Annotated in this window: 20 protein-coding genes and 1 tRNA gene; 7 read left to right on the forward strand and 14 right to left on the reverse strand. The window is 35.4% G+C overall.

Annotated features, from left to right (window positions below):
- The first annotated feature begins 191 nt into the window (after nucleotides 1-191).
- Nucleotides 192-368: a hypothetical protein gene (locus H6550_14790; protein ID MCB9047398.1), complete on the forward strand. Its 177-nt coding sequence runs from the start codon at nucleotides 192-194 to the stop codon at nucleotides 366-368.
- 63 nt (nucleotides 369-431) lie between these two features.
- Here H6550_14790 and H6550_14795 read toward each other — a convergent pair whose 3' ends face one another.
- Complete coding sequence (locus H6550_14795) at nucleotides 432-1,067, reverse strand: HAD family phosphatase (protein MCB9047399.1); 636 nt, start codon at nucleotides 1,065-1,067, stop codon at nucleotides 432-434.
- A gap of 91 nt (nucleotides 1,068-1,158) precedes the next feature.
- Here H6550_14795 and H6550_14800 point away from each other — a divergent pair.
- The 3 genes from H6550_14800 to H6550_14810 all read left to right on the forward strand — a co-directional run bounded on the left by H6550_14800 (nucleotide 1,159) and on the right by H6550_14810 (nucleotide 3,121).
- A tRNA-Ile gene (locus tag H6550_14800) sits at nucleotides 1,159-1,232 on the forward strand.
- A 529-nt stretch (nucleotides 1,233-1,761) separates the two neighbouring features.
- Nucleotides 1,762-2,583: a hypothetical protein gene (locus H6550_14805; GenBank protein MCB9047400.1), complete on the forward strand. Its 822-nt coding sequence runs from the start codon at nucleotides 1,762-1,764 to the stop codon at nucleotides 2,581-2,583.
- Between the two features lie 70 nt (nucleotides 2,584-2,653).
- On the forward strand, nucleotides 2,654-3,121 hold the full coding sequence (locus H6550_14810; GenBank protein ID MCB9047401.1) for a hypothetical protein: 468 nt from the start codon (nucleotides 2,654-2,656) through the stop codon (nucleotides 3,119-3,121).
- 210 nt (nucleotides 3,122-3,331) lie between these two features.
- Here the strand turns inward: H6550_14810 and H6550_14815 are convergent, their stop codons facing one another.
- A complete protein-coding gene (locus tag H6550_14815; protein MCB9047402.1) occupies nucleotides 3,332-4,183 on the reverse strand; it encodes a hypothetical protein in 852 nt (283 codons plus the stop codon).
- Nucleotides 4,184-4,335: 152 nt separating this feature from the next.
- On the opposite strand from H6550_14815, the gene H6550_14820 reads away from it, so the two are divergent.
- Complete coding sequence (locus H6550_14820) at nucleotides 4,336-4,590, forward strand: hypothetical protein (protein ID MCB9047403.1); 255 nt, start codon at nucleotides 4,336-4,338, stop codon at nucleotides 4,588-4,590.
- Between the two features lie 396 nt (nucleotides 4,591-4,986).
- On the opposite strand, the gene H6550_14825 is transcribed toward H6550_14820, so the two are convergent.
- From H6550_14825 to H6550_14875, 11 genes are all read right to left on the reverse strand, one after another.
- Nucleotides 4,987-5,964, reverse strand: a complete 978-nt coding sequence (locus H6550_14825) for a hypothetical protein (GenBank protein ID MCB9047404.1) — start codon at nucleotides 5,962-5,964, stop codon at nucleotides 4,987-4,989.
- Nucleotides 5,965-6,101: 137 nt separating this feature from the next.
- Entirely contained in the window at nucleotides 6,102-6,770 is a 669-nt protein-coding gene (locus H6550_14830) for a hypothetical protein (GenBank protein ID MCB9047405.1), read from the reverse strand.
- Nucleotides 6,771-6,779: 9 nt separating this feature from the next.
- Nucleotides 6,780-7,385, reverse strand: coding sequence for a hypothetical protein (locus H6550_14835; GenBank protein ID MCB9047406.1), 606 nt, complete (start codon nucleotides 7,383-7,385; stop codon nucleotides 6,780-6,782).
- A complete protein-coding gene (locus tag H6550_14840; GenBank protein ID MCB9047407.1) occupies nucleotides 7,375-8,742 on the reverse strand; it encodes a DUF2779 domain-containing protein in 1,368 nt (455 codons plus the stop codon). Before H6550_14840 ends, H6550_14835 begins: the two co-directional genes overlap by 11 nt.
- Nucleotides 8,743-8,792: 50 nt before the next feature.
- Nucleotides 8,793-9,374 (reverse strand): hypothetical protein, encoded by a 582-nt coding sequence (locus H6550_14845; protein MCB9047408.1) that lies wholly within the window; start codon nucleotides 9,372-9,374, stop codon nucleotides 8,793-8,795.
- A 42-nt stretch (nucleotides 9,375-9,416) separates the two neighbouring features.
- Complete coding sequence (locus tag H6550_14850) at nucleotides 9,417-10,304, reverse strand: WYL domain-containing protein (protein ID MCB9047409.1); 888 nt, start codon at nucleotides 10,302-10,304, stop codon at nucleotides 9,417-9,419.
- 33 nt (nucleotides 10,305-10,337) lie between these two features.
- A complete protein-coding gene (locus tag H6550_14855) occupies nucleotides 10,338-12,041 on the reverse strand; it encodes a DUF262 domain-containing protein (GenBank protein ID MCB9047410.1) in 1,704 nt (567 codons plus the stop codon).
- Between the two features lie 35 nt (nucleotides 12,042-12,076).
- On the reverse strand, nucleotides 12,077-13,186 hold the full coding sequence (locus H6550_14860; GenBank protein MCB9047411.1) for an AAA family ATPase: 1,110 nt from the start codon (nucleotides 13,184-13,186) through the stop codon (nucleotides 12,077-12,079).
- A gap of 62 nt (nucleotides 13,187-13,248) precedes the next feature.
- Entirely contained in the window at nucleotides 13,249-16,509 is a 3,261-nt protein-coding gene (locus H6550_14865) for a DUF499 domain-containing protein (GenBank protein MCB9047412.1), read from the reverse strand.
- 2 nt (nucleotides 16,510-16,511) lie between these two features.
- Complete coding sequence (locus H6550_14870; GenBank protein MCB9047413.1) at nucleotides 16,512-19,577, reverse strand: DUF1156 domain-containing protein; 3,066 nt, start codon at nucleotides 19,575-19,577, stop codon at nucleotides 16,512-16,514.
- A gap of 117 nt (nucleotides 19,578-19,694) precedes the next feature.
- The gene (locus H6550_14875; protein MCB9047414.1) at nucleotides 19,695-23,114 is read right to left on the reverse strand and encodes a DUF3883 domain-containing protein; all 3,420 of its coding nucleotides are present in this window, start codon (nucleotides 23,112-23,114) and stop codon (nucleotides 19,695-19,697) included.
- Between the two features lie 253 nt (nucleotides 23,115-23,367).
- On the opposite strand from H6550_14875, the gene H6550_14880 reads away from it, so the two are divergent.
- Together H6550_14880 and H6550_14885 are read left to right on the forward strand one after the other, a co-directional pair.
- Nucleotides 23,368-24,285, forward strand: coding sequence for a hypothetical protein (locus H6550_14880; protein MCB9047415.1), 918 nt, complete (start codon nucleotides 23,368-23,370; stop codon nucleotides 24,283-24,285).
- Nucleotides 24,286-24,290: 5 nt separating this feature from the next.
- On the forward strand, nucleotides 24,291-25,058 hold the full coding sequence (locus H6550_14885; GenBank protein ID MCB9047416.1) for an HNH endonuclease: 768 nt from the start codon (nucleotides 24,291-24,293) through the stop codon (nucleotides 25,056-25,058).
- On the opposite strand, the gene H6550_14890 is transcribed toward H6550_14885, so the two are convergent.
- Entirely contained in the window at nucleotides 25,059-25,397 is a 339-nt protein-coding gene (locus tag H6550_14890) for a hypothetical protein (protein ID MCB9047417.1), read from the reverse strand.
- Nucleotides 25,398-25,650: the final 253 nt, after the last annotated feature.

Raw genomic sequence — 25,650 nt, forward strand, 5'->3', positions numbered from 1 at the left:
GGACCATCTAGTCCCCTTCTAATTAACTTTATCCGATGCAAAAGTAAGTATTTTTCCTATTTGCAGCAAATGCCATATATATTTTATCACTAATTATATTTTCGTTAACGCGGCTGGTTTTCGCAGTTTACGTAACTTTGGAAGATATGTTAATAAGGATCATTCTATACGCTGTTATTATATATCTCGTCATGCGCTTCGTTACCCGTTTCGTAATGCCGGTGTTCCAAGTGACACGCACCGTGCAGAGCAAAATGAGGGAGATGCAGGAGCAGATGGAGAAGATGCAGCACCAGGAAGAGGCCAAAAGCCATGCCCGCCAAAAGCCTATAGAAGGCGACTATATTGATTTCGAGGAAGTTAAGTAAGGTGCTGGTTTCGGGATATTTAAGAATAGATATCTTTCATCTATCCTGATCAAATATCTAATATCATCCATCCACCTTCGGCTTAAAAATATCTTTTTCAATAGTCATACCGGGTTGCAGCCAGATGGTTTGTATGCCCAATTGTTTTGCCCCCTCCACATGTTGCGGACTGTCGTCTATAAATAAGGTATGTTCCGCTTTCAGTCCGTTCTCGTCCAGTATTCTTTGAAATACTTCAACATTGGGCTTGCGCATACCTATGCGGTGCGACAGGTACACTCGGTCGAAAAAAGCACCGATGTTGGGCACGCCGCGCTCCTGTTCAATTATCTTATTAAAAGCCGTTTCATGTATCACATTGGTATTGCTCAGCAACAGCAGGTCGTGATACACCCTTAGCTGTTGCAGTATCTGTAGCCTGCGTAGCGGAAAGTCCAGCAACATTGCATTCCACGCTTGTACAATATCCTGTGCTGATATAGCTACACCCGCAGCCTGCTGCAACACGGCTATGAATTCATCCTCACCAATAGCGCCTACTTCAAAATCATCGAACAGGGCAGACTGCCTGAGCTGCGAATACATTTCAGGAAAATTTGTAATACCCAATGCCACAAAGGCGTCCTCCGTCCTTTTATAATCTATATTCAGCAATACACCACCCAGGTCGAAGATGATATGCCGTACCCCTTTTATCATGCTGCAAAAATAAAGGCTTATTATTTTTTATTTTTCAAGAAAAGCGCAATACATTTGCACTCCCGAAAATTCGGGATTTGGCACACGCCACGGTCCTATAGCTCAGTTGGTTAGAGCACCTGACTCATAATCAGGGGGTCCTAGGTTCAAGTCCTAGTGGGACCACCGAGTAACAACTTGATAAACAAAGCGTTGTGCATTGCATGACGCTTTTTTATTTTCTTCTTTTTAGCTACCCGCACTAAATGCCGCAATGTTCAGGAAAAGGGAGTTCATTTGACCTCAATCTGACTAAGTTCTAAGGTTTCCAACTAAAAACAACCAAGCATATTTCTCTATGTTTTCTGTGCCTAATAATATTCCTGATTATTGAGTTGTTCTTCCATGTTAGATTTACATATAATAGTGAGGACATATTACTACATGTATTAAAAATTGCATTAAACAACTGAGGAAGGCCATATGAGCTTTACTATTTGACACCAGACTTGCGTGTCTTACTGAATAAATTCAACATATTCAATACCATAATGAGGGCTGACAAGTCATATTTGTTTTTTAGGTATTATTCATAAGCTGCTATAGTTTTTCAATTGTATCTGATTTATATAAAAATCACTTTCGTATATCGCTATTTTGATACATATAGTAAAAGACAAAAATATAGTATCTTTATTTATAAACATAACCATTTATGCGTTATAGAATTATAGGAGTTGAGACCAGAATTGAGAATAGGCAACAAATTGTGGTCCTCAAAAATGGGGACATGAGGCAAAATTTTTTTCCACGCAGGTATGAAAATTTACTTCTTAGTCCAAGTGACCTGTTTAAGAGTACTTCACTATCCATTGAGGAGGTTGAGTTGCTAATTGGTTCACATGTCGATATTTCATACTATAATAAGTATGAAAAGATGGGAAATGGGATACTCTGTCCTGAAGAAAAAAGTATGGTTAAAGATTTTTCTATCATAATGAATGAACCAATTAACGTATTGAGGGTTGAGAATTCAAATCGACTACTACCGTTTAAAAAAATTTACTACACAAATAAATACTCTATTGATGGTAAAGAAATGATAAGAATTACACCATTTGACGGTGAAGATGACGAAGTTGAACTTTTTGTTTTTAAATCTGCTTCTGGTTTACAAGAGGATGAATTTGAAATTTTGAGCACATGTACACTGGAACCATCATGGGGTGCATATTACTATCCTACCTACTATCAAAAAGGAGAAAAGATGGCTTGCGGTAAGACTTCCCATACAGGTACTGAAGTAAAATCAATTATCATCAGATATTATGATACCTATGAAAAAATGTTAGCTAATAGTGAATATGCAAACTCCGATGAGGCAATGGAAAGGGAGCGCCGTGAAGCATTCGAGGAATCGGATAGGATATGGGATGAAGCGCATGATAGGTATATGGGTTATAGAAGTTGGGAAGAGGCAGCTTTTTATGAAGCATTTGAAGGTAATATTGATGCATGGAATGAGCATAATCAATAAGACTAAATTATTCGATTATCACAGAACATCTACAAGTAATTATTGCATGCAGAACTCGAATAGTTATATTATGCATTCAACCATTCTACAAAGTACCGATACACAAAAAGGCGAATACTGCGGCCATGACATTATTAACGCTATTATTGATGGTTTTGAAAAAGAATTAGAGTTTAGTTTGCTTGAAATTGTTTTAAAGGATTGCCCTCAATACCCAATAAATCAGAAGAAGGAATTAATTGGAATATTAAGCGCACTGTCTGATAGATATAGCAAAGAGGATATAATAAATACAGAAATCAGTATAGAAGATGATATTGTTTATCATATGGAAACTGAAGATGGTAGGGATATACCAAACCCAGTCCTTGAAGAAATGGGATACAAGCAAATTACATTCCACATATTTTCAGGGTTGAAAATTCCAAGATTAAAACCTTGTGCTGATGTAGGTATTGGAATTGAGTTTTACTATCTAATTGATGACACACAAAACCTAAAAAGCCTAACTTGTAACTATAGACTTGAATATGAATAATTATTACTGATGTAATAAACGAATATTATTTCTTGAGTTAGTCTGGTGACAATAACTATGAATTAAACTGGAAAACTAACTAGAGAAATTAATTGGATTGCAGTTCGTTTTCTTTTATGTTCATAACATTAGCTAATAAAGTCAGTCTATTGATATCTGTACATCTCATGCATTATCAATGTCACATATTAAAGAATTCTTATCGTTAAATTATCCATTTAAACCATAGACTGTTTGAAAATACTCAATTTGAGAGGCAATTTGTTTAATTTTCTGCAAGTTTGATTGAAAGTTATTCCTATAATTATCATATTCATTCAATTGCCTCATGGTTTGATGATATGCTTTGGGATTAAACTTAGAATCGACTGCAATCTCTATAATTGATTTATATAATTTGTCCCTAGGATTTGTATGAACCACAAATATTCCGGGTTTTGAGAAGACATACTCAAATACATTAATGGCAAAACCATTACTTACTCTAAGTAATATCTGACTACTTTGATTTATTTCTTTTAGCAACTCGTCGAAATTGGAATCCAATTGTATGCGATATCGTCTTGTACCACCTTGCATCGGTGCGATTGGTGACTTAAGATATATGACTTTCCTTTTCCCTTCACTCTTTATTGCGAATATATTTCTTGGACTAACCATAAAATCCTCTCCTACATGTTCATTGGTACTATGTATTTCTACATCCCCAGGATTAAATGTTGATTCCATTGCAATTGCACCGTTATTTGCACCAACAAACAAATCCTGAACTCCTTGTAATATTGGAATTGCCATTAGACCTGAAATTTTCCATTTCTGTCGTTCAATAATACTATTTAGATATTCTATTTCTTTAACCTTTGATAGAATTCTATTGGGCTTTTTTAAATTTCCAATAGTATCAGCTTTTTCATAATTGTCAAGCAAATTCGTCAACAAGGCAGTTGCTTTCATGATATTAGGATTATAAGTTATTGACTCAAGATTTGATTCAATAATGCTTTTAAAAGCATTAATTTCTTCAATATTTACTTCTATACAGATTTTTCTATTCTCGTTCATAGCCTAATAGATGAATATTAATTAACACACTACACTATTCCCATTAATAAAATTTAAGCCAGAATATTTTAGTTCCGAAAAACAGCTCCTCGTTCCTAAACCCTTGTTCCTTGTTACTCATACACTGACCTTTGATTTCAAATAATTAAATTATGAAAAAAAGCATTGAAAATTTAGACTTGAATAACGTCAAAATGAAACTGATGGACCCTGAGGAGGGTCAGGGTTGGACTGAAAGCCAGTGTAATATCGCTGAAAAGGAATACAAACGATTCCTGAACCTTGTATTAATATACGTAATGTTCCATCAGATACTTTCTGCATCACATATTGATACTAGAGATATAGTAAGAAAATATTTGGCAAGTTCCTACATCATTATCCTTACTTTGGGATGTTTGGAGTAGATGACCATAAAAACCTGACAGATAGTTTTGTTTACCAAACAATGTGATACAAGAGTTCATAGTCGAAGAATCGATGTAGTATCTAAATTCTTTCGATTATAATAAGTGCCATACATGTAACGGAAAATGTAGTCATACTGTACAGAATTAATATAAGTATTATGAAATTATCGTTTATGGCATTAGCAGCCGTGCCTCTGAACTTAATTAAATCTTGATTATATATAGTTACCTAAGAATGAATAAGTTTTATTTTAACTCATTTCATTATGCACCGAACTACAGAAGGCCAAATGAGCTTGATATTTGGAATACCAGGCTTGCATCATGCTGGATAGATTCACCCTTACGGCCCAATTCCGACTCTGAATTTTCAAGAATTGGTTATTTAGAGTATTAACCATCTGACTTACTAAAATTACTCCCAATCATAATGTGAGCAACAATATCCTCTTTTATAGGGTCACTTAGTTGAATATTTGCGTTGAGTAATACATCCTTCATGTACTCTTCATCAAAATTATCTACAGTCGCATACTCATCATCGGCAGGAAAAAGCTCATTAATGCAAGCTGAATGATATTGAAAGATGAAACTTTCACTTTTATCAATATTATTATATCTACAGTACTCTAAAGCATCAGCTTTAAATTTATATTCGGCAAACTTTAGCAAGTGGTCGTAAGTAAGAGCGGCCTTATATTGTAAATTCTTAAAATTTGCAAGCTCTTCTGTAAGACCGTTAGCAAAATACTCCGCATAAAACTCTTCTTTCCCTGAAACAATTGCTTGTTGAAAATAATCGGCATAGTAAGAAGAAATGATTTCACCCCCATATTCTATGAAGTGCTCAGCGTACTTTTCAGCAAACAGTTCAGTATGACCTTTATCAATTTGTTCTTCCACAGCATCAGCATATGCTCTAACTTCATCCATAGAACAAACATCGATTGTTGTAAGAGTTGCATATGCCTTTGAATAATGTTCACTCTTTCCAGCTTTGATACAATAATTATACGCTTCGGTAAAAACTGGATTTTCTATTGTAGGTTCATAACCGCTATCATAGTGCTTTCTTAGCTCTTCATACGCATCACGCATGGCAATATCTTCGTCTTCTACAGATTCAGAGTATACTTTTGCCCATATTTCAGAGTGTCCATTATCCCAAGATGAAATATAACGCTGCATTACTTCCAAACCAACTTTTAAGTTACTTTTATAATATTCCTCAATTGATTCATTCTCATCAGGTTCATTACTATCATCGTATTTAGTCACCCATTCAACAAAAAATGGGATATACTCTTGAGGTATATCATTATCATTTGCAAACGCCTCTATCTCTAATTTCCTGCTATCTCGCTCTCCCATAATAAGTTGCTTAATTTTTTTCAAGTATAATTAATCGATTCTTATAAATATAGTCCTATTCCAGAAAAATACAGATAATTTATTTTGTCAAAACGAGGTATAAGGTGCAATTGTCTTTAATCCCTAATCTGACGGGACTATATTTCTTTTAACGCTTTTGCTATGTGCCAAATAAGGCGTTCTCTTGAACCAATATCTAAAGCTCTTTGGCCTGAGAGCATGCTTGTAAAGAATATTGAAGTTTGGTTCATAACTCCGTCTTCAATTATTATGTCTGTACCTATTTCGTCTGAAAATTCAATTGAGTATCCAAAGTCTTCGAATTCTGGAACCCTTGTTTCTTTCCTAATAAGCTGACGGGCAAGAGCATTAGAAACTACAATTACTTTAGGATTATAATGTTCAAGCAATCTTTTAGAAAGCTTTAATTGGTCTTTCAAAAATTGCCTGCCAAATATATCCTTGAATAAATCATCAGTAATAATTGATTGTGCCGTTTCTCGAAATACAAAGCAATCTAGATGTGTCCATGTTACATCTCGTCCAAGCTTCTTTGACACTTCTGTCTGAATATTAGCAAATGGCTTTAGGTATGCAGGCTTTAAATTCTTGACAGAATATGTTTTTGAATTATCAATTACTCCGCTATATGATGGGTTTATTCCCATAAAAACAATATCCGGTGTTTCAATTTCATCAAACTGAAATAGATAGTTACGACTTAGTAGTTCTGTAAACTTAAACTCTAATTGATTTGAATATTTATTCCAAATCTTATCATATGCTGCAATTAATTCATCCTTCATGGTGCCAATTTAAAATTTTCGTTTAAGTTGTTTTTCTAAATATATTTTCACTTGCTCCTCTTCAATTATGCCTGCTAATTGTTCCCATAATAAAAAAATAACCGGAGTATCTAATTGTCCAATTAGACTACTTTGTGTTGAATATCTGAACTTTTGTTCTGTTATCAACAAAACCTGCAATGGCGCCAAACCAGTTAACTTAGAATATTCAATTATTCTTGTTTGCACCTGTGTTATATCCTTTTTGAATGTGTAATTATCGTAGTATTTGCATTCTATTGAACAGAATGTTGTGCTACCAGATATTAGCACGTCTGACATTTCTCCATGGTCAAAATCATCTTTGTAGATTTGTTTTGGGTGGAAGTCAAACGTAACATGCACATCTTCGTTAGCCAATTTTACTAATATCTCTCGTCCTACTTGGGCATCTCCAAATACAAAGTTCTCTTTGTTACAGTTGTTTTGGAGCAATTCAAAAAGTTGTGCTTTTCTTTGCTGATAACCAGTAACAAATTCATTTAGCACGTAGCCTCCTAATACCTTGTAGTATAGATTGCGTTCCTTATAAGATTCTATTTCATAGAAATTGTCTAGTTCTGTATTAAAAATCATTTGTTAACTTTTTAAGTTCGTTTAGTATTTGAACCATAGCAAGTGTGTCCAATTTGCAGTATTCGAATAGGTCTTTCGTGGTTTTCTCAATTAAGATTTCATCCGTTTCATTTCTCAGGTTGTAATAAATAGTACTCGCATCTGAGCCATTTGTAATATTCAGGTCTTCATAACTCAACTCAGGGAATATCACTGGTAATACTCTTTTGATTGAATATTTACCATTAAGCGCACTATTTTCATAATACTTTTTCCTGAAGGGAACCATTAGGTCCACAAATCTGTCCTGAATCCCTGTTATTTGCTCTTCAAACTCAGGGAATTCCAATTTAAGCTCATTAAGCCTTGTGTTTTCAAAGGCTTTATTATAAACCACAATAGAGCCATGGCCAGATACAGCATTCAATAATGTCTCTATAAATTCCCTAGTAGGGCTTGCACCAGGCTTACCTATAAATTGGTGATGTTTGAGTGTTTTTTGTCCCTTGCTTTCTATATGTAAGGAGAATTGGAATGGCACTTGCCTGTAGGGCCAATGACCATCATGTTCTGGCACTGCAACCATATAGGTTTCAAAGTCCATATATTGTAGTGGATACACCAATTCTGATAGAAACTCATTAATCCCGCTAACATTAATATTGACTACCTGGTCTATTGGGAAACATTCACTAAAGGGGTCAAGGTCTTTACAGTAGCCTATAAAGTCACAGTCATAAGGATTATTGCAGTGATTACCCATTTCAATTTCAGGTTCTTCATTTGATGCTACAACCCCTTTAAGAACTTCAATCTGTCCCGCAATAGCATCCTGCATAGATAGTACATTATTCAACACCGATTCTATCGTAAAGAGCTGTTTTATATCCAAATCTCCAAACCTGACATACTTATTATTAAGGTGTATCACGCTGATGTCTGCAAGGTCTATCCCACAGTTGGTGATTACATGATATTGAAGGGCCACATCCTGTATAAATATGTCTTTAACCTTCGTACTTGCCTTTACCTCGTATGCATACCATTTACCACCTTCGTTTACAAGTATGTCAATAGCTATCAAGACTCCATCGTACTGAAAAGCCGCCTCATAAATAACCTTTTGTCCCTGCTCTATATATTTAGCGGTGTCTAACACTGATTGCTGAAAATTAAAATGGTCAATAGGACTGGCATCCACACCTCCAGGGAATAAATTTCTTGCTAATTCTCCAACACTGATACCTTGTGAAAATGTAGACGATAAGCCTTCACTTTCTTCATCTCTTGCCTCATATTTATGTTTGTATAGCCAAAGATATTTATGGCATTGACATCCCTTTAAGAAGGTCGATTTAGATAGAATGTGACGAGTCATAGAAATGTGTATAATGAATCAAATAAATATAGTCAATTATGCAATTTGTATCAGGTATTTACACCGGTAAATAATTCAAATTCAACTTCAATAGGAATCAAATCTCCTATTGCATTCCGTATTGCAATTTGATATTCATTGTATGTTGCATAATCATCAATACGGCTCCAGCTACCTTCAATTTCTTCTACACAATATGGCTCTTCTCTGAATGCCTTTTGAATGATATTATCAATTGGAATATGGAAAAATTTGTAGTTGGAAGTAATACCAGGGACATATTCTTCTCCAAATGTCAAAAGGTATTTAAGTGTCATATTAATCCATTTCTGAGATTGACCAGTTTTTAAAATAGTATCACTGCACTTTTCTAATTTTTCACAAATACTTTTATGCCATTTAGTAAATTCTTCTTGGTCAACTATTTGGGTATGTAATAGTATTGAAACCTCTTCCTTAATTATATCTGACAGCTTAATCTTTAGAGTTTCCCACTCACCGAGACCTTGTGGGAGGTTTCTTAGGGTTCTGTTAAAATCTCGATAAGCCCGGCTGATTGCTAAATCAAAATAATTAGTGCCTTTCCCAAAATAAAGCCTAATAAGAAAGTCTTTTATTGTTTTTTCGTCCATGATATTATTCTATACAAGCAAACATTTCAAATGTCAAACCTGTCATTTATATTTGAAGAGCGTTGTTTCCAATTCATTCTTTACTTGTGTAACTAATGATTTAGGCTCAAGTATTTTTATTGTCTCACCATACGATAGCAATTCCATTATGAGGTCCCATGTAATATATACAATAAGACTAATTCTCAATTCTTCATCATTATCAACTAAAATCTTTTGCGACCTGTGTAACGGTAATGACTTAACGTATTTTCCTTGGATGGGATTTAATGAAATTTCTACTTTCTCTGGCTTTGCATCAGTTGGAGCTATAATGCCAAATGCGTGAAAATGCATATTCTTTACATAATCACTTTTAGATGATTTAAATCGTTTTGAAGTAATTGTCAATTCTGTCATCCTATCCAAAGCAAAGGTTTTAACTTCTAAATTTTCATCTTCACCAATGACGTACCACCTATTTTTGAATTCCTTCAAAAGTAGTGGGCGAAGTTCTCGTGTTCTTGAATTGCCATCCCAATACTTCTCATAATCAAACATAACCGCAAACCTATTTTTAATGGCATGAAGTAACCCAAGTATATTTTCTGTACCTGCTCGTTTTTTATCTTCAAAGTGTATATATCCTGAAACATGACCCGCCATATTTAGTGAACTAAATAAATCAAAGGCCTCAATTATCTTCTGAAAACTCATATTTCCTGCAATATCTTCAACTATATGATAGCCTTTATCCTTTGTTGAATATTCAATAATTAAACCAAAAACAGACCTTATTTCTCGAATATCACGCTGCAAAGTTCGCTTTGAAAAGCCTACATATAGCTCCTCATCTTGAACCGACAGAAACTCAAGTTGATTAGATATATAAGCTTCAATCTCTTCATATGAAGAGTATGGCTTTATCCTCAACTTCTTGATGATAAGCATGTACCGTGATATGTAACCTCTTTTAGACAAAATTTAAAATGTATCTAATACAAATTGTTTAAGAATATTTTTTCTTTCCTCTATTTTAGATTTATTCCAAACTAAATCATCCTTAGTCAATTGTTGAATTATTCGTTGTTGAGCCAAATAGTTATAAGAGGCTCTTTTGTCTTTAAAAGGTCTATTGCTTGCTGAACCGTTATGCGGCTTTGACAGCAATAGGAAATTCCCAAGGCTGTTTTTATATTCATTATGAAACTCTTCATCATACTCACAATAACCAGCTTCCACTCCACCAATTTTCGGTTCAGTTTGAGGCGCAATGTGTTCCAATTCTGGTTTTTCAATTTTATCATAACGAGTTAATCGATAACCACCTTTGCCACCAGACTCAAGGTAACATTCATATTTCCACAATAAAAATGTTGCAACATTATGGGAAATGTCTCCATTTAACGCATTTGAAAAGTATAAATTATTCCAATGAGCCCAGTACCATGAATTTTTGTCAACATCCTTCATCCAGTTAATATGATTTATTATCACAGAAACATCTGGGTTTGTATTAGAAAAGCCTTTGTATACTTGATTTAATCTAGAAACTACATCTGCCCTTGTGCCAATAATTCTATGTCGAATTATTAATGACTCAAGACTTCTACATAGCTCACATAAGTCACTCTTAGATAAACCGAATTGATAGCACTTAATAATAAACGGTATTGCAACACCAATTCTACCTAACATGATGATAGAGTGGATATCAATATATTCTTTTTCATCATCATTAAAGAATTCTGTCAAGTATGTAAATACACTCGAAAGTAAAAAGGTGAATTCTTTTATGAATTCTATTGAGCCATCTTTCTCCAATATTTTATCTATTCTTTCAAGAGGATTACCAAAGTCAAGATTATTGAAGAATACTCTTAATGAATAAATCAATACATCATCTTCATTTATTCGATATTCAATCATTGATATCGATTTGTAAATTTCCTCGAATTTATTTTTGATATCTTCTAAAATCCCTTCAGTCTCTTCTCCACCATATAGATGAACATTAAACATAAATTGCGCTTTAATTATTTCAAGATTTGAAGGCTTTTTACCGCGATTGTTCTGAAAAATAAACATTTGAATTGCCTCAGATTCATTGTTAACAACATGAGTTGTACAAGTCGCATTGCGTATGATTGATAAGTAATCTATCAGTACTTCTTCGTCTTTAGCTTCTAAAAATTGGCTGAAGTAGTCATAAGCATCAGCAATTCGCTTACATGAGACTGTTTTTATTCCTACTCTATCTTTCTTTCTTTTATTTAAGACATAATCTTTAAAAAAATCGTTGTCGTAATCAACAGTTCGAAACCAGTACTTTTGTCCTCTAACAATCATATCTTCAAAAATTTGTTGCTCGTCATCAGTAAGAGCTCGTAAGCTTTTTAGCGTAGAAAAAATTGTTGATACGAAAATTACAATAGTAGTAAGGCGCTGTTGACCATCTATAACTGCATATTTTCTGTTTTCTTTATCTTCAAACAGAAAATGCCCGAAATAATAGGGTTGTTTTGTTCGACTCTTTTTATATTCAGTTAAATCTGAAAGAAATATATTGACATGATTACCATTACCTTCGGAGTCAATTTCAGTCTCCCACGAATAGGCTCGTTGATAGGTTGGTACATAAATATTGTTTCCTAAGAAAAGGTCTGAGATTACATTTGATGCTTTCATTATTAGATATTTTTTCTGACTTTAAATTAAACATTTTAATCTCTTGAGAAACCTATACTTCGTCGTTCTCTTGATTGGACAGTATTTGTTTCATGCTGATTGTATATGCAAGCTAGGGGCATTGGATTAGAAATTACTGATTTGAAGCCCAGTTTGTCTGAAAGTACTTGAGATTTTACCTTATCCAGCTCACTAAATTTGTATTCTGCAATCAGTCTACCCTTTCTGGTTAAAGCTTTATCTACCTTAGATATATCAGTATTAAAGGAACATATAACCTGGATATTGAGACAATCGGAGAGTAATCCATCAGAAATGTTCAATAACGCGGATACAGGTGAGTCCCCATTGTATTCTCTGTCAACTATTACCTTTTCAGCATCTTCAATTACAAAAATGGAGTTTGGATTATCTATAAGAATAGAAATCACATCCGGATTGGTAATTGCGGTAGCCATGTTTGGCGGAAGAAATATGACATTCTTTCTCACCTTAGTTAGTAAATACCTGATATATGATGTTTTGCCTGTTCCTGGCTTACCATATAGTAGTACTAATCCTTTATCATTCTTCTTTCGTAACCGTCTAAGTATTGTTTTGTGGATGTCTTTAAAGTCGTCATTATAATGAGTATTAATGTTGACACTTTTACTATTAAGTTTGAGCAACTTAGTGTCTATACCAAACCTTGTATTAACCAGAAGTGAAATAAAAGGGACATTTCTTTTCCTCTTAAACTTGTGTTCACTGATTTGCCCGGCAATCTTTTCAACTATACTAATGTCAGTTTTGCGAAATAGGAACCTTACTATTGACTGTTGTGTATCAAAGTCTACTATCAGGTCGTCATAAAGAAAAAAGAAAATATCATCAAATTCTGGAGGCTCTTTGTCATCAACCTGTATCTTATTAAAATAGACGTTCTTTATTTCAGATTTGTACTCTAACTCAAACCATTCCAAAGCAGATTTACAATCTATAGAAATTGCATTGATAAAATTTGGCACAGTATTAAAGTGGGCTATAAAGAGCAAGCATTCATCAACATAATTCCCTCTACCATCTGCAATAATAGATGCTAAATTGAATTGATTTGAAGGCTTTAAAAGTTCAGCCTCATTATTCTGATATACCTGTAAATTCATTTAATAGCTAATTTGCTACAAAGTAAACTTACAGGTACGCCAAACCGTGTCGCCGCTAAATACTACTTTTCTTCTTCAAGGTTCAACCCTAATTGTTTAGCAGACTCTTTTATTATTTTATACTCCTGACTGTTCTCTGTGATTATTTTTGAAGGCTTTGTTTTACCTGATATTTTGATTTCAATCTGAACATCATTGTGTATTAGTTGCTGAATAAAGCTTGAATATATCTGCGTATAATATTCAAGTGGTATATGTCCAGATACAGTAAGCGACTTTATTATTGTTGTTGTTGAAGTATCAGAATCATTATTTGTACTTGGTGTATTGATATTATTGTTACCTACACCTTGAGTTGATGGAGCTGTTCCTGCTGGAGAAGTATCTCCAGCAGGTTGCTCAACAGGAACTTCTGATTTGTCAATTAGCCAATATGTTTCGTCCTGTACATCAAAGAATGGAACAATTTTTTTGTAATAGAACTCTGTAAAGTTTTTTCCATTTCCCGCAGCCACGCAAAACTCACCTTGATTATTATACCGTTCAAGGCTACTCTGAACTGCATCAATATTTCTAACCATTGGCTTGTCATCATAGCGAATGAAAGCATCGTAAATGTCTTTTACTTTTACAGGGTAGCCAGGAGAAGGTAGCAATCCATTTTTCCTTAGGGTGTTTATACCCACAGAATCTAACATCCATTCCTCATTCTTCAACAAATCAAGCAAGTTGTCGTTTATCTGTCGCTCTATTGTCAATGCAAACTCTTTTGCAACGATTGTCTCAACTCCATTTTTTGCCGAATGCTTTATTAATATGCTGTAAGCAGAAACTAAAGATTGATTTACTTGTTTTGTAGCCTCTTCAATCTTACGTTTAATGTCATCCTTCTGGTCTCTTTCCAATTGATTTCCATAATCAGCATTGATTTTAGTACAGGCCAAATACTCCCTTACATCAGCCTGTAACTTACTATAACCTACTTCTGAACAAACAAGAAACAATAATGTATTTCTGTAAATTCTATCACTATTCCCTCTTTTAAGTGCAAGACTTTCAATTTTAGGCTTTGTGTTTCCGTTTACCGTATCTGGATTCGCATAGTACTTTGGGCTAAGTATGACTAACGTCGGCTTCTGTTGTTCAGCAATATCGTCATCAGGGGCAACTATTGCTCTGCCAAATAATTGAAGGTTATTTGTTTGCTCCCTTAACCTTTTTACAATTTCAGATTCAATATCAATCGGCTTAATATCACCTTTAGTTTGATTAATAAGGATATTAATGTTTGGCTTGGTATGGAACCAATACCTTTTTTGTCCGGTTGTGCTGTAGTATAGGTAGTGTGCTTTGTTTTCAAGTTGGTCTAATGCGGCATTAATACTATTGTGATTAAACCCATTTGGCTTTAGAACTTGTAGTTTAATATCAGCAATACTAACTCCTTTGTTTGCTCCATCACTACCCAAAGTATTCAAAAGTATTACTGCTGATATACCTTGAGTCAGATACCAGTCTCCATATTCTTTAATATCACTGTCTATCTTAAACGCATTTGACGAACTACCTGAAACATCTGCAGTAATTACTGCATCATAGCCGTTCCCTTCCAGTTTCTTAAGTTGGCCACTTAATGCATCCAGGTTGCTAAAATTAATATCAGATGGATGTATCAACAGATTGCTGCCGGGTAAAGATTGCTGTCTTTTCCAAAGGTCACTCACTATAGCAGCTAATAAGCGTAATACTCCCCTGGTTCGTTGGAAATCATGATTACTTGCCCACCTAATTCTGAAAATATCTATCAGTTCAGGATGAAACGGATACGCCTTCGCAATTTTCTTTTTATACTCGACTTTATAGGCTTCAGATGGGAGCTCACCAGTCATGCTATTATAAAGCATTTCATATTCTGCAACAGCAAATTGTATGATAGATTCATCAGCAATATCTTCAAACAATCTTCTTCTTATAACTTCAAATATTTCATCTTTGGTAACAGGTAATGTATCTGCAGCAATTCTGCCTACGCGAGTTTGCAAAACATTTAATACTGTTTGAGCCTCCAATGTAGTACCAATCTCTTGAGGGCTCGCTGGCAAAGTAATCACTGCGACACAGTTATTGGTTTCAGCGATAGCTTGTGTAAGCTCCCCCATAAAACTAATTGTCTGGTCTGCAAGAGTATTGTTACCTACTTTCACTCCTCCCGCCTTCACGCAATAATCCGCTAACTCATCTATAAGTATCAAAGCAGGCTTGCAATGCTCTAATACTTTTTTGAATAACCCTCCAGGAGCAACCTTTTGTTCGTCATTTGCCTTTATAATATCATATGCAGATTTACCTCCTAATTGGTAGGCTAATTCTCCCCAAACTGTATTAATATGGATTCCGTCATCAGTTGTTCTACCAGTAGCTGCATCATTTGTTGTATTAGTAAATACAGCAATATTGGCACTGTCGAATTCAGGCACACCGGTTGCTTTAATAATGTCTGCCGTATCAGCACTATTCTCAGCTTTTTTGCCCATTTTGGCAAGGTGAAAGAGGCTAATCAAAGTGTGTGTTTTACCACCACCGAAGCCTGTTTGTAAGCTGATTACTCTATTCTCTGCATCTTCGTTACCATTCAATCCCTTCACTACTCTTTTAGCAATAGTCTTTAAGCCTTGAGTAACATAGGTTTTAGAAAAGAATAAGGCTGAATTGCTATAAACAGAGTTCCCCCTGTCTAAGGCTACTTCTGCAAGGTTAGCTGCAAACACACTTTCATCTAATCTACCTGAGCGTATATCAAGATGAGGCGACACCACCCTGAACCAAGGCTGTGCTGTAGTAGCACTTACCGTTGATTTTAACTCTTGCTCGTCTTGTGCATTGCGTAGCTTACTCAATTCCTCTTCCAACTCCGTCATGCCAAGTGTTTTGGCAATACTTGTCATGTTTATCCATGCTTTTGTGGCATCATCTTCTTCTACATCTGAGTAGTGTGCAACACTATTACGGACTGTATAAATCTCATCAAACAAGTTAGGAACATTGCCAGCCTTCCTGCCAAAGTCATCTTTCAACAGATTCTTGTGCCTGATGGCAAAGCTTTTAAGATATTGATAGTCTATCAACTTTTCAGGAGACGTACCATTTCGCAAGCCATCGTCCCAATGGCCTTTCTGAACAGGAGATAAAGCATCGGCAAAATCTGCCGGCCAGGAATCATTATATTCTTTGGTCATAACGCCCACTATATAGAAACGTATAGCTTCTATAAACAGGCCTAAACCTTTAGAGAGATTGTCTTTTTGGAATTGAGTAATTGCCATGGTTAAAAGTCCATTTTAGTTTGAGTTGTAGTCTCTGTTTCTATCGTTTTGCTTTCGCGTACCAGATTGTCTTTATCTACCAATAATTGTGTAGCGATGTTCCCATCATCTGAGCCCTTTGTCAATTCTACAATTGAGGATAATACTCGCCACATAGGGCTTTCGGATTCAGGTGCTGCCATAGCGAGGAACTGTAATAAATGGGTTCGTTTGGCCTTGGTTTTTGGGTCGTAAAGATACATAGCTTTATGTGCCTTGTCTATCAATAAGCTATTTCCGGCCTCACCGAGCTTCTTATTTGCATTATTTCTGTCTTTGTAGCCTGCAAGCGTTTGTTTGTTTCCATTTTTAATAAAAATGTTCTGTGTGAAGAGGTCTTGTACGTTAATGCTTAAACCTACTCTGGTAAGTTTAGCCGCATCGTCAAAGTCAGTCTCTGTAAATCCATACAGTTGTAACCAGCCAATATAGAATTTAGTAGGTTCATCTCCCGCAAACCCTTTCAGCAGGGCATTAAATGCACTTTCTTTTGCCATTTCCAGCAGTTCAGCTACAGTCACCTCTGTACCATCAGCTTTTTCTACTTTCTCATATTTACCAAACTCACTTACTGCCTGGCCAAAACAAGCAGTCAGCAAATCAGCACCCCTAAAGCCTAATTTATAGAGCTCTTCGACTTCTTTCGAAACAGTTTCTTCAATAGCATTTTTTACATCCTTATAATCTGCCAAACCTACACTTTGTGATGGAATACATGAGACAGTTACTGACGAAGAAAGAAATGCTTGATTAGCTTTTACACCAGCAGAGCTTCTTTCTGTATCGATTGCCCAACTTCCAGTAATATTCATACGTGCATCTAAAATAGAATTACAAAGCGTCGTCCATGCCTCAGTACTTTGATGGGCAAACATTATACTTACAATATCAGATGTTTGATGTTCAATAGCATCAAATATCTGAGTCAATTTAGTTTCAAAATGTCTTTTGGCTAAATCATCATTATTCTGATGATGATGCTTTAATGCCGTACATTCCTCAGATTTCGGAGTTTTAGGTGTAGCAAAATTTAACGGATACTTATTAGATAGCATTTTTTTAAACCAGATATAAAAGAAATCTGATAGGTCAGCATAAGCAATTGCATCATAATAAGGAGGGTCAGTTATTACTGCTGTAATTTCCTTTGTAGGGAACTGTTCTTTATCACCACTTGATGAATTATTACAGATTGTATATATCGGAGAGAACGATTCATTGTCTATATAACGTAATATCCAAGATAGCTGACTTAAACCTCCTCCACCCATCAACGTAAATGGGTTTGTCTCTGGATAATCAAAAACCATCGGGATTGCTTGTCTTCCAAATGGATGTTCGATTGTTTCAGCAATTGTATTATACAGACCAAAAGACGATAACCTGGTAGCCAATCTATTTACCAAGATTGATAAATATGTAATAATGCTATCAAAATAGTTGTTCTCTAAGTCATTATTCTCTTCACCAATTATTTGAATATTCTTAATCAGAGACTGTAAGGAAATCATCTGTCTTTTATTAAACAGCTGTGAAAATTTATCAATACCCCAACCAGGAGTATTGAAATTTCTTTTATTTCCTACTTCAAGCTTATCAATTGGCAAGTTATCCAAAGGAGAAATTTCTGAAAAACATTGTATCTCAACATTTGTAGGTAATCTATATGCTTTGCCATTGGATGATTCCTCAATGACAGCTAAAATCTTTTCAGAAGTATCCCCATTTCTAAATTGCTCCTTAAGTTGCTTGGATTCCGTTATGCTTCCACAAAGTGGACAAGTTAGAATAGTTCTGTTATTCCATCCTGTTAATGATGAGTAACCATGTTTTATTTCAAATTCAATAGAGTTTTTATTAATTATTGGATTTAAATAAACTTGTTTGCTTTTGTTTTTTACTAAATAAAAGTTTTTCAGTAAAGGCACTTCAGCCTTGCAGCTTGGGTTACTACATGTGCCTACCCTTGCCCAATAATAAGCAATTGGCTTGTTGCCTTTTTCATCAGGAGGGTATAAATGTCCTACCTCCTGCTCCGCCATGGCCAGCAGTTTTTTAGCATAAAATTCTACATCAAAAGAGAGTCTGTTAGGCAAATCTATTACAAGGTCCTCTGCATCTGCATGTTTGCTGTTCTCTTTACACCATCGTACCAGTTCCTCACGCCCATATAACTTTACAAACTCTTCTTTTGTATAGCTAATTGGCTTGCCGTATTTCTGTGGAAACTCTAAGCTGCCTTTTTGAATAATATGTGCTACAGGGTTAATATCGTTACCATAGCTTTTACATCCAAGACGTGCTGCTTCTAAAGGTATAGCCCCTCCACCTGCAAATGGGTCAAAGACTTTTGGCATCTTATCCAAAAATGCATCAATAGCTTGCTGCAGTGCAGCTTCTTTTAGTTGTATATCCTCAGTAGCTATATGCCTGTTCTTAGTTCCGTACAAAGCTGCCTCGGCTTCCTTAATTGCTTTATTGTGTCTGTCAAAGTCCTTTAATAAGGTTAAAGCATCAGCTGTACTTGTCTTGGCATTGTGTGCTACCCATATCAGTTTTCTTGCTTTGCCAATTATGGCTTCATTGTTCTTATTATCCCATTTAATTAGACTGGCATCACTTATCTGGTCTTTAGCAGCAGTGCTTTTGCCTTGTTTTTCATTCGCAATAAATTTATCGCTGAACTTACCTATGAACATCAGCAACCTGTTGCGCAGGTTATCATCTACCTTGTCAATTATTGAGGTATATGGTATGTCATCATAAGGATTGTAAGGGTCTCCCGGGTTTTCCTCTTTCCCTAATAGCAGTTCTACAGCCTCTTTAAAAGCAGCTGGGCAATGCTCATCCAAAGGGTCGGGCACCAGGCTGGCAAAAACAACAGCCCTGCATACAGGCAAAGGTCTGCGTGCCCACCATAGATGTAGTGTTGAAATATGTCCGTGTCTTATAGATTTATCACGTACACTTTCAGCACTCACCTCTTTTACAGGCATGGCTACTTCTATCAGTTTCTTGGGTTGGGACATATTGTTATTTTTAGCCTATTGTTCTACCATAGAAATACCTATTCAGTATTTTCATAATACAAAAAGATAAATCTAGGAAATGTCCAAAGTTATCATTTTGGCACAGGTTTTCTTAAACTATGTGACAGGAACTTTGGCTTTCCATTCAGCCATTGGCAGAAAATATTGTACTCCCTTAGATTTTACCTGGAAATTGAGGCTTTTTGCCGGGTTTTGTATGGTAAATAATTCAGGGGAGGACTTACAATTTATAACAATATATAGCCATGAGCTCTCACCTAACTGAGCCAACCTATTCATTTCATTTTCAGATACCATTACACTACCATCAGCTCCGCTACGTCCTTTTACCTCTATATATCTCTTCATTTCATCAGGATTGATACTTCTTATATCATACCCTTCATTATTGGCCGAAACATCTTCTGGATGCCACCCCTGAGACTCTTCATATTTCATCGCCATTTCCATAGCTATGGCTTCCGCCTCATCATCACGGCTCATACCATAATTTCCTTCATATTCCATCTGAGATAATGGAACTACGAATGCACACCCCAAAACCTCAGGAGCTTTTGGAGAAAGTTGTGTCATAAGGTCTAATTCCTCAAGACGTTGCTTTTTTTTGCTTTTTAGTTCTTGAAGCCGCTCTTCTTTTCTCGCCAGTTTCTCACTCAGCTTACTATCATTCCTTATCCTTCCCTGTAGCTCATTTATATCGGCTATGGTATCAGAAATGACTTGTGTAAATGATGTTTCCAGGTAGCTTCTCCTTCTTAATGCATCCTGAGTTACATGCAGTTCGGTATCCTGCAGTTGTAGCTCTGTCACATTACTGAATGTCCAGTTTATTACTTCATCCTGATTTGTGGAATCAGGTGGTGTTATTTGTTTGGCAAATACTGTCGGAGGATATAAATCAATGAATTTAGCGGGAGAAGTGATTTTAAAGTCACCATCTGCTGTTGTATATATCATCATTAAACGTTCATCAGCAATACTTTCATCACCTTTAGAATGCCTGTTGTCTACAATTTGCGACTTAACGAAATAAGCGAAGTAATCCTGCTTATCATCAGCAGATACCAGAATAGTTCCTTTCAGCATTTCTTCTCTGAACTGGTTTCTCACTACTTTAATCAAACTATCAAATAATGGATTTCCAGGGTTCAAGAAATACAGGTGTTTGAAAGATGAAGCATGATGCTGTTTAAGAAACTCTGTTTTATCAAAGCAGAAATATGTTGTTGGTAACTCGTAAATCTTATTGTAGGTATTGCGTAGATTAAAGTTAATGGCGTCCGGCAAATGAGTTGCCTTAAAGATATGGTCGTTATGCGTGTCTATTTTGCCCCCAAGTTCTTTAAAGGCTTTTTCAAAAAACATCTTTACATATATTGGCTGTAAACGTTTTTCATCACTATCTTCTTTAAGAATTCTTGCGTCACGGTAATCTACTTTGCTATATGTAAGACTGTTCCTCTGATCTTTAATTTTATCAGAGAATTGTTGTTTCAATACCTCTGTATCCTGATTAATGATGTCATTAAAGGAATTATCCTCTCCATTGAAAACAGAGTTGATAATATCACTCATACTAACATTCTGCATTACATCCTGAATTACATCATATACCCTATCATCACCAAGGCTTTCACGTATTATGTCCAACTTGCCAAGCAGCCTTGCCAATACCTGACCTTCCCTGGTGTTGTCTGCAACCATATTAAATACAAGAACATCCTGCTTTTGGCCATACCTGTGAATACGACCCATACGTTGTTCCAGCCTATTTGGGTTCCAAGGAATATCCCAGTTAATCAGTAATCTACAAAACTGCAAATTGATACCTTCACCAGCAGCATCAGTGGCCAATAATATTTGAGTGTCTGTTCCGGCAAACTGCCATTGTGCTTCTCTTCTCTCATCAACACTTTTCCCTCCATGTATAGTTGCTACTTTAAAACCACCACTTTGTGTTAGCCGTTCTTCAAGGTATTTCAGTGTATCCTTATGTTCAGTAAAGATGACAAGCTTTTCACCACCAAATACATTCTGCTCACGTAGTAACTTTTGGAGTTCCTTATATTTCTGCTCTTCCTGATAGCGCTTATATAGAGCGTCCGCCATTTCAAAAAGACGCTTAACTTCTTTTGCCTCGTCTCTAATTTCATTGATACTTTTAGCAGTCGTAAAAAGTTTGAATTTTCGGGGGTCTGAGAGTATATTCTCTAAGGAATCCCTGTCTTCATCTTCCAACTCATCATAGTCTTCAATATCTGCCACATCAAACCCTTCAAGTTTATGTCGTTGAGTCCATAGATTCGGATTTTTAGCCAATTCATCTACTATGCTTTGTAGTGCTTGCCATCTTTTATACAGTGTGTTTCTTATTGCAAAAATTGAACTGACCAACCTCCGTTGCATTACAGTTAATGCCAAAGACACATGTATATTCTTTGTTTCGCTTGCCTCTTCTTTTCTTTTGGTCAGGTATTTGGTCACTTCATCGTAAAGTTCCTTTTCTTCAGCTGTTAATTCATATGTTACTGTACGAGTAAACCTCTTTTTATACAATGGTGCGCCATTCCAGTCCTTCATATCCTCTTTTAGTCTTCGAATAAAGAACTTATTGCTGCTATCATGCTCCATCTCTTTAACACGAGTTGACGCTAATTCTTCAGTAGCAAATATATCTTCATCAAGAAGTTGAAGGAGTTTTTTAAATGTATCTGTACGACCTCGGTGTGGTGTTGCTGTCAGCAAAAGTATGTGTTCACAGAGTTGAGATAGCTTTTGAGCCGCCTCATATCTTCTTGATTTGTATACTTTGTTGCCGTAATCATATGCTGAAAGTTTATGACACTCGTCAAATACAATAATATCCCAATGCGAATTACCTGCAACATTTAGTACATCTTCTTGTGAAATAAAGTCTATTGAGGTTACGACCTTATTTGCTGTTTGAAAAATATTAGGGTCAGATGAAAACAAACTTCTGTTGACCAAAGTAAATGGAAGATTGAATTTTAGGCCCATTTCATCTTCCTGCCATTGTTTAGTCAATCCACCAGGCGTGACAATCAAAACACGTTCAATTAATCCACGCATGATTAACTCTTTAATCAACAAGCCTGTCATAATTGTCTTACCTGCACCTGTATCATCAGCTAATAAGAATCTAATCTTAGGTAACGGAAGTAGAAATTTATATACGGCTTCCACTTGATGTGGCAAAGGGTCAACAATACTACAATTCACCGCAAACAACGGGTCGAATTGATATGCCGTATTAATTCTCTCAGCTTCAGCAAACAATGAAAATTTAACCGGGTCACCAGAGAAATTAAAGTTGCCTTCATCGGCCAAAATTATTAACGTAGAAATCTCACTCTCTCTAATAACTTTAGAATTCGCACGATTAGAGTTTACACCAGTAAAACTAATTGAAATACTATTGCCTAATGGTTGTACCCTTGTTACAACCACCGGTTCGGATGGAATTAAATTTTTTATTATTTGTCCAGGCTGAATTATCATAGTTCAGGTGTTTTTATGTAAAGCATTGCAAAATACGGATTAAACTTAAGGTTAGTTTGTCTAATGTTTTAAGTTCTGATTAGACAGTAAAATGTCAATAAGCATATATATGATAGGATTTTTTATTGCTTCAATACTCGATGAAAGATTGAAAAAGCTAAATAAACATTTTCATTCAAACTTATTACGTAAACCATTGATATTGTGATATATTAGTAGGGTTTTAGGAATATGTTCATATAATTATACAATGAATAAAGTCTTAACAGGCGATGTCTGGGGGCATGTGGCAAAGAAGCTCAAAAAGAAAATTGAAGTATCCGCAGCTATTTCATATGTAACCTCAATCTCCCTTCCACTGAAAAAGGGAGATAATCTTATATGTGATGGTTCGCCCAAAGCAATTTCCAGCGGAGTTACAAGCGCAAAGTCACTAAAGCATTATCAAAACAAGGGGGTTAACATCTATTCAGTAGAAGGACTGCATGCCAAAATGCTTATTACTATGGATTCTTTGGTTATAGGTTCAGCAAACCTGTCCGAAAATAGTAAGAGTTTAGTTGAAGCCTCAATATATACAACAGACAAATCAGCGATAGCCCAGGCACATGCATTTATTAGCCCGTATTTAATAGATACACGGTATGCTCTCGATGACGATAAAATTGAGAAACTGCTACAGATTCCAGTTAAAAAAAGAAAATATAGCCCAAACGGGAAACCCAAATATAGAAATAGAGAATTTGGTGGCGATGCTTGGATAATTACTACGCGACAACTTAAGGATAACAAGTACAATGAAGAAATTGAACAAAACGAAATTGAAATTGCAACTGAAAAGAAAACAGTAATTGACTCTATAAGCACTATAAGATGGCCTTTAAAGTCAGTGTTTGCGAAAGGTGCAAAACTGGGTGATATTATTATTCAAAAATTTAATGAGAAGCGGAATACCTATGTATACTCTCCATCAGTCATAGTTAGAATTACAAAAAAGAGTGATTGTGTTCTTTATTATTTACAATATGTAAAGAAATGTGATTACATCAGCTGGACGGAATTCGAGAGAAAACTTGACAAAAATATATTTAGTCGACCAATAGTAAAAAATTCTAATAGACGTTTGAATACTGATGAGTATAGGCATATTGAACAAATACTAAATTAATTTAAATGAACTTAGATATATCTGAAAATTCATGGGAAATGTTTTGCTCTATTCTTCAAAAAGCAAAGATAGCTGGAACAATTTGGCATTCACCTAAACAACAAAAGCCCTATAGAGTCTTTGATGTACTTCCTCATAAGATAATTATCCAAAGAGAGGATGGTGAGAACTCTGAACTTGGTAAACGTGGTTATCTCTATTTCCTGAATCACTTTAATAATAACAATGGCATTTATAATCGGAAAGATTATAATGGCCATGTAGCAAAGATGTCTGCAATAGTATATTTCCATCCTTTACTTCAGTGGATAGAAAATAACGATTTTATTAAAGTTAATGCTGCTGCAACAAAAGGCTTCTTTAAATATCAAGATTATGGGAATCCACCCAATGATGACATTGAGGAGTTACAGATTTTTGCCCGAAAAGTAAGGAGAGGTCAGCCTGCATTCAAAAATGCACTCTTAAAAAACTACAGCAATAAATGTTGTATAACAGGATGTGAGATACTGGAGGTGTTAGATGCTTGTCATATTGAACCACATTCACAAAGTGGGATAAACCAAGTAGATAATGGATTGCTACTTCGCACAGATATACATTCACTATTTGATGCAAATTTATTATTTATTAGTCCAAAAGACTATAGCATTCACTTAGATAAATCATTAAGAAATTCAGAGTACAAAAATCTTCATGGTAAGATAATAAAAGGCAAAACTCTACCTAAGAAAGAATACCTTATTGCAAGATGGGAACATAAGAAGTGGTAACTAATGCTCACTTGGAAGTAATACGACATTCCCTTCAACCCAAACTGTAGCTCTATCAGCTTCAATCATGATAAAAGGTATCGCTTGGCTTTTTAACACCCTGTCATTGCCGTCAGTACATACAACTTTTCCTGAACCATCTTCGTTCTTCCTTAAAGTCCAAACTTGGAAATCTTCACCGTTAAGTTCTGGTTGGTAGGAGCAGACAATATCAATGAACCAGAAACACTCAAACTTTTCACAGAGAGCTTTACTTCCATCTGTCAATAACATTCCTAATAAATACCTGTAATAACTTCCTGTACATGTGTACTCCTTCAATTGGTCATTCGCATTCATAATGAGATTCTTTTAAGCGAGTGTAGAAGAAGTTTTGAATAAATGGAATAGTTACTTCGCTAACGTTTCGCAAATTCGCCGGGCTTTCCTCCTTTTATCCTTGAATTGCCATAGAAACGCTAAAGAATCGCAAACGTTTCCTTTTCCCTGCCCCGTTTCCATTGTTTCCCTATATACTCGCTTAAAAAAACATTCATTATGGCAAAGACAAATCAAAAGCTGTTGACTTTCTTAGAGCAGAACCCAAAATCAA

Source organism: Chitinophagales bacterium, from assembly GCA_020636495.1.
GTDB lineage: Bacteria > Bacteroidota > Bacteroidia > Chitinophagales > Chitinophagaceae > UBA5543.

Bases quoted from the DNA above. Each gene is read 5' to 3' on its own strand.
- H6550_14810 (MCB9047401.1), top strand. From the start codon at position 2,654: ATGCATTCAACCATTCTACAAAGTACCGATACACAAAAAGGCGAATAC.
- H6550_14890 (MCB9047417.1), bottom strand. From the start codon at position 25,397: ATGAATGCGAATGACCAATTGAAGGAGTACACATGTACAGGAAGTTAT.
- H6550_14855 (MCB9047410.1), bottom strand. From the start codon at position 12,041: ATGAAAGCATCAAATGTAATCTCAGACCTTTTCTTAGGAAACAATATT.
- H6550_14790 (MCB9047398.1), top strand. From the start codon at position 192: ATGCGCTTCGTTACCCGTTTCGTAATGCCGGTGTTCCAAGTGACACGC.
- H6550_14820 (MCB9047403.1), top strand. From the start codon at position 4,336: ATGAAAAAAAGCATTGAAAATTTAGACTTGAATAACGTCAAAATGAAA.
- H6550_14830 (MCB9047405.1), bottom strand. From the start codon at position 6,770: ATGAAGGATGAATTAATTGCAGCATATGATAAGATTTGGAATAAATAT.
- H6550_14860 (MCB9047411.1), bottom strand. From the start codon at position 13,186: ATGAATTTACAGGTATATCAGAATAATGAGGCTGAACTTTTAAAGCCT.
- H6550_14850 (MCB9047409.1), bottom strand. From the start codon at position 10,304: ATGCTTATCATCAAGAAGTTGAGGATAAAGCCATACTCTTCATATGAA.
- H6550_14840 (MCB9047407.1), bottom strand. From the start codon at position 8,742: ATGACTCGTCACATTCTATCTAAATCGACCTTCTTAAAGGGATGTCAA.
- H6550_14835 (MCB9047406.1), bottom strand. From the start codon at position 7,385: ATGATTTTTAATACAGAACTAGACAATTTCTATGAAATAGAATCTTAT.
- H6550_14795 (MCB9047399.1), bottom strand. From the start codon at position 1,067: ATGATAAAAGGGGTACGGCATATCATCTTCGACCTGGGTGGTGTATTG.
- H6550_14885 (MCB9047416.1), top strand. From the start codon at position 24,291: ATGAACTTAGATATATCTGAAAATTCATGGGAAATGTTTTGCTCTATT.
- H6550_14845 (MCB9047408.1), bottom strand. From the start codon at position 9,374: ATGGACGAAAAAACAATAAAAGACTTTCTTATTAGGCTTTATTTTGGG.
- H6550_14805 (MCB9047400.1), top strand. From the start codon at position 1,762: ATGCGTTATAGAATTATAGGAGTTGAGACCAGAATTGAGAATAGGCAA.
- H6550_14870 (MCB9047413.1), bottom strand. From the start codon at position 19,577: ATGTCCCAACCCAAGAAACTGATAGAAGTAGCCATGCCTGTAAAAGAG.
- H6550_14865 (MCB9047412.1), bottom strand. From the start codon at position 16,509: ATGGCAATTACTCAATTCCAAAAAGACAATCTCTCTAAAGGTTTAGGC.
- H6550_14825 (MCB9047404.1), bottom strand. From the start codon at position 5,964: ATGGGAGAGCGAGATAGCAGGAAATTAGAGATAGAGGCGTTTGCAAAT.
- H6550_14815 (MCB9047402.1), bottom strand. From the start codon at position 4,183: ATGAACGAGAATAGAAAAATCTGTATAGAAGTAAATATTGAAGAAATT.
- H6550_14880 (MCB9047415.1), top strand. From the start codon at position 23,368: ATGAATAAAGTCTTAACAGGCGATGTCTGGGGGCATGTGGCAAAGAAG.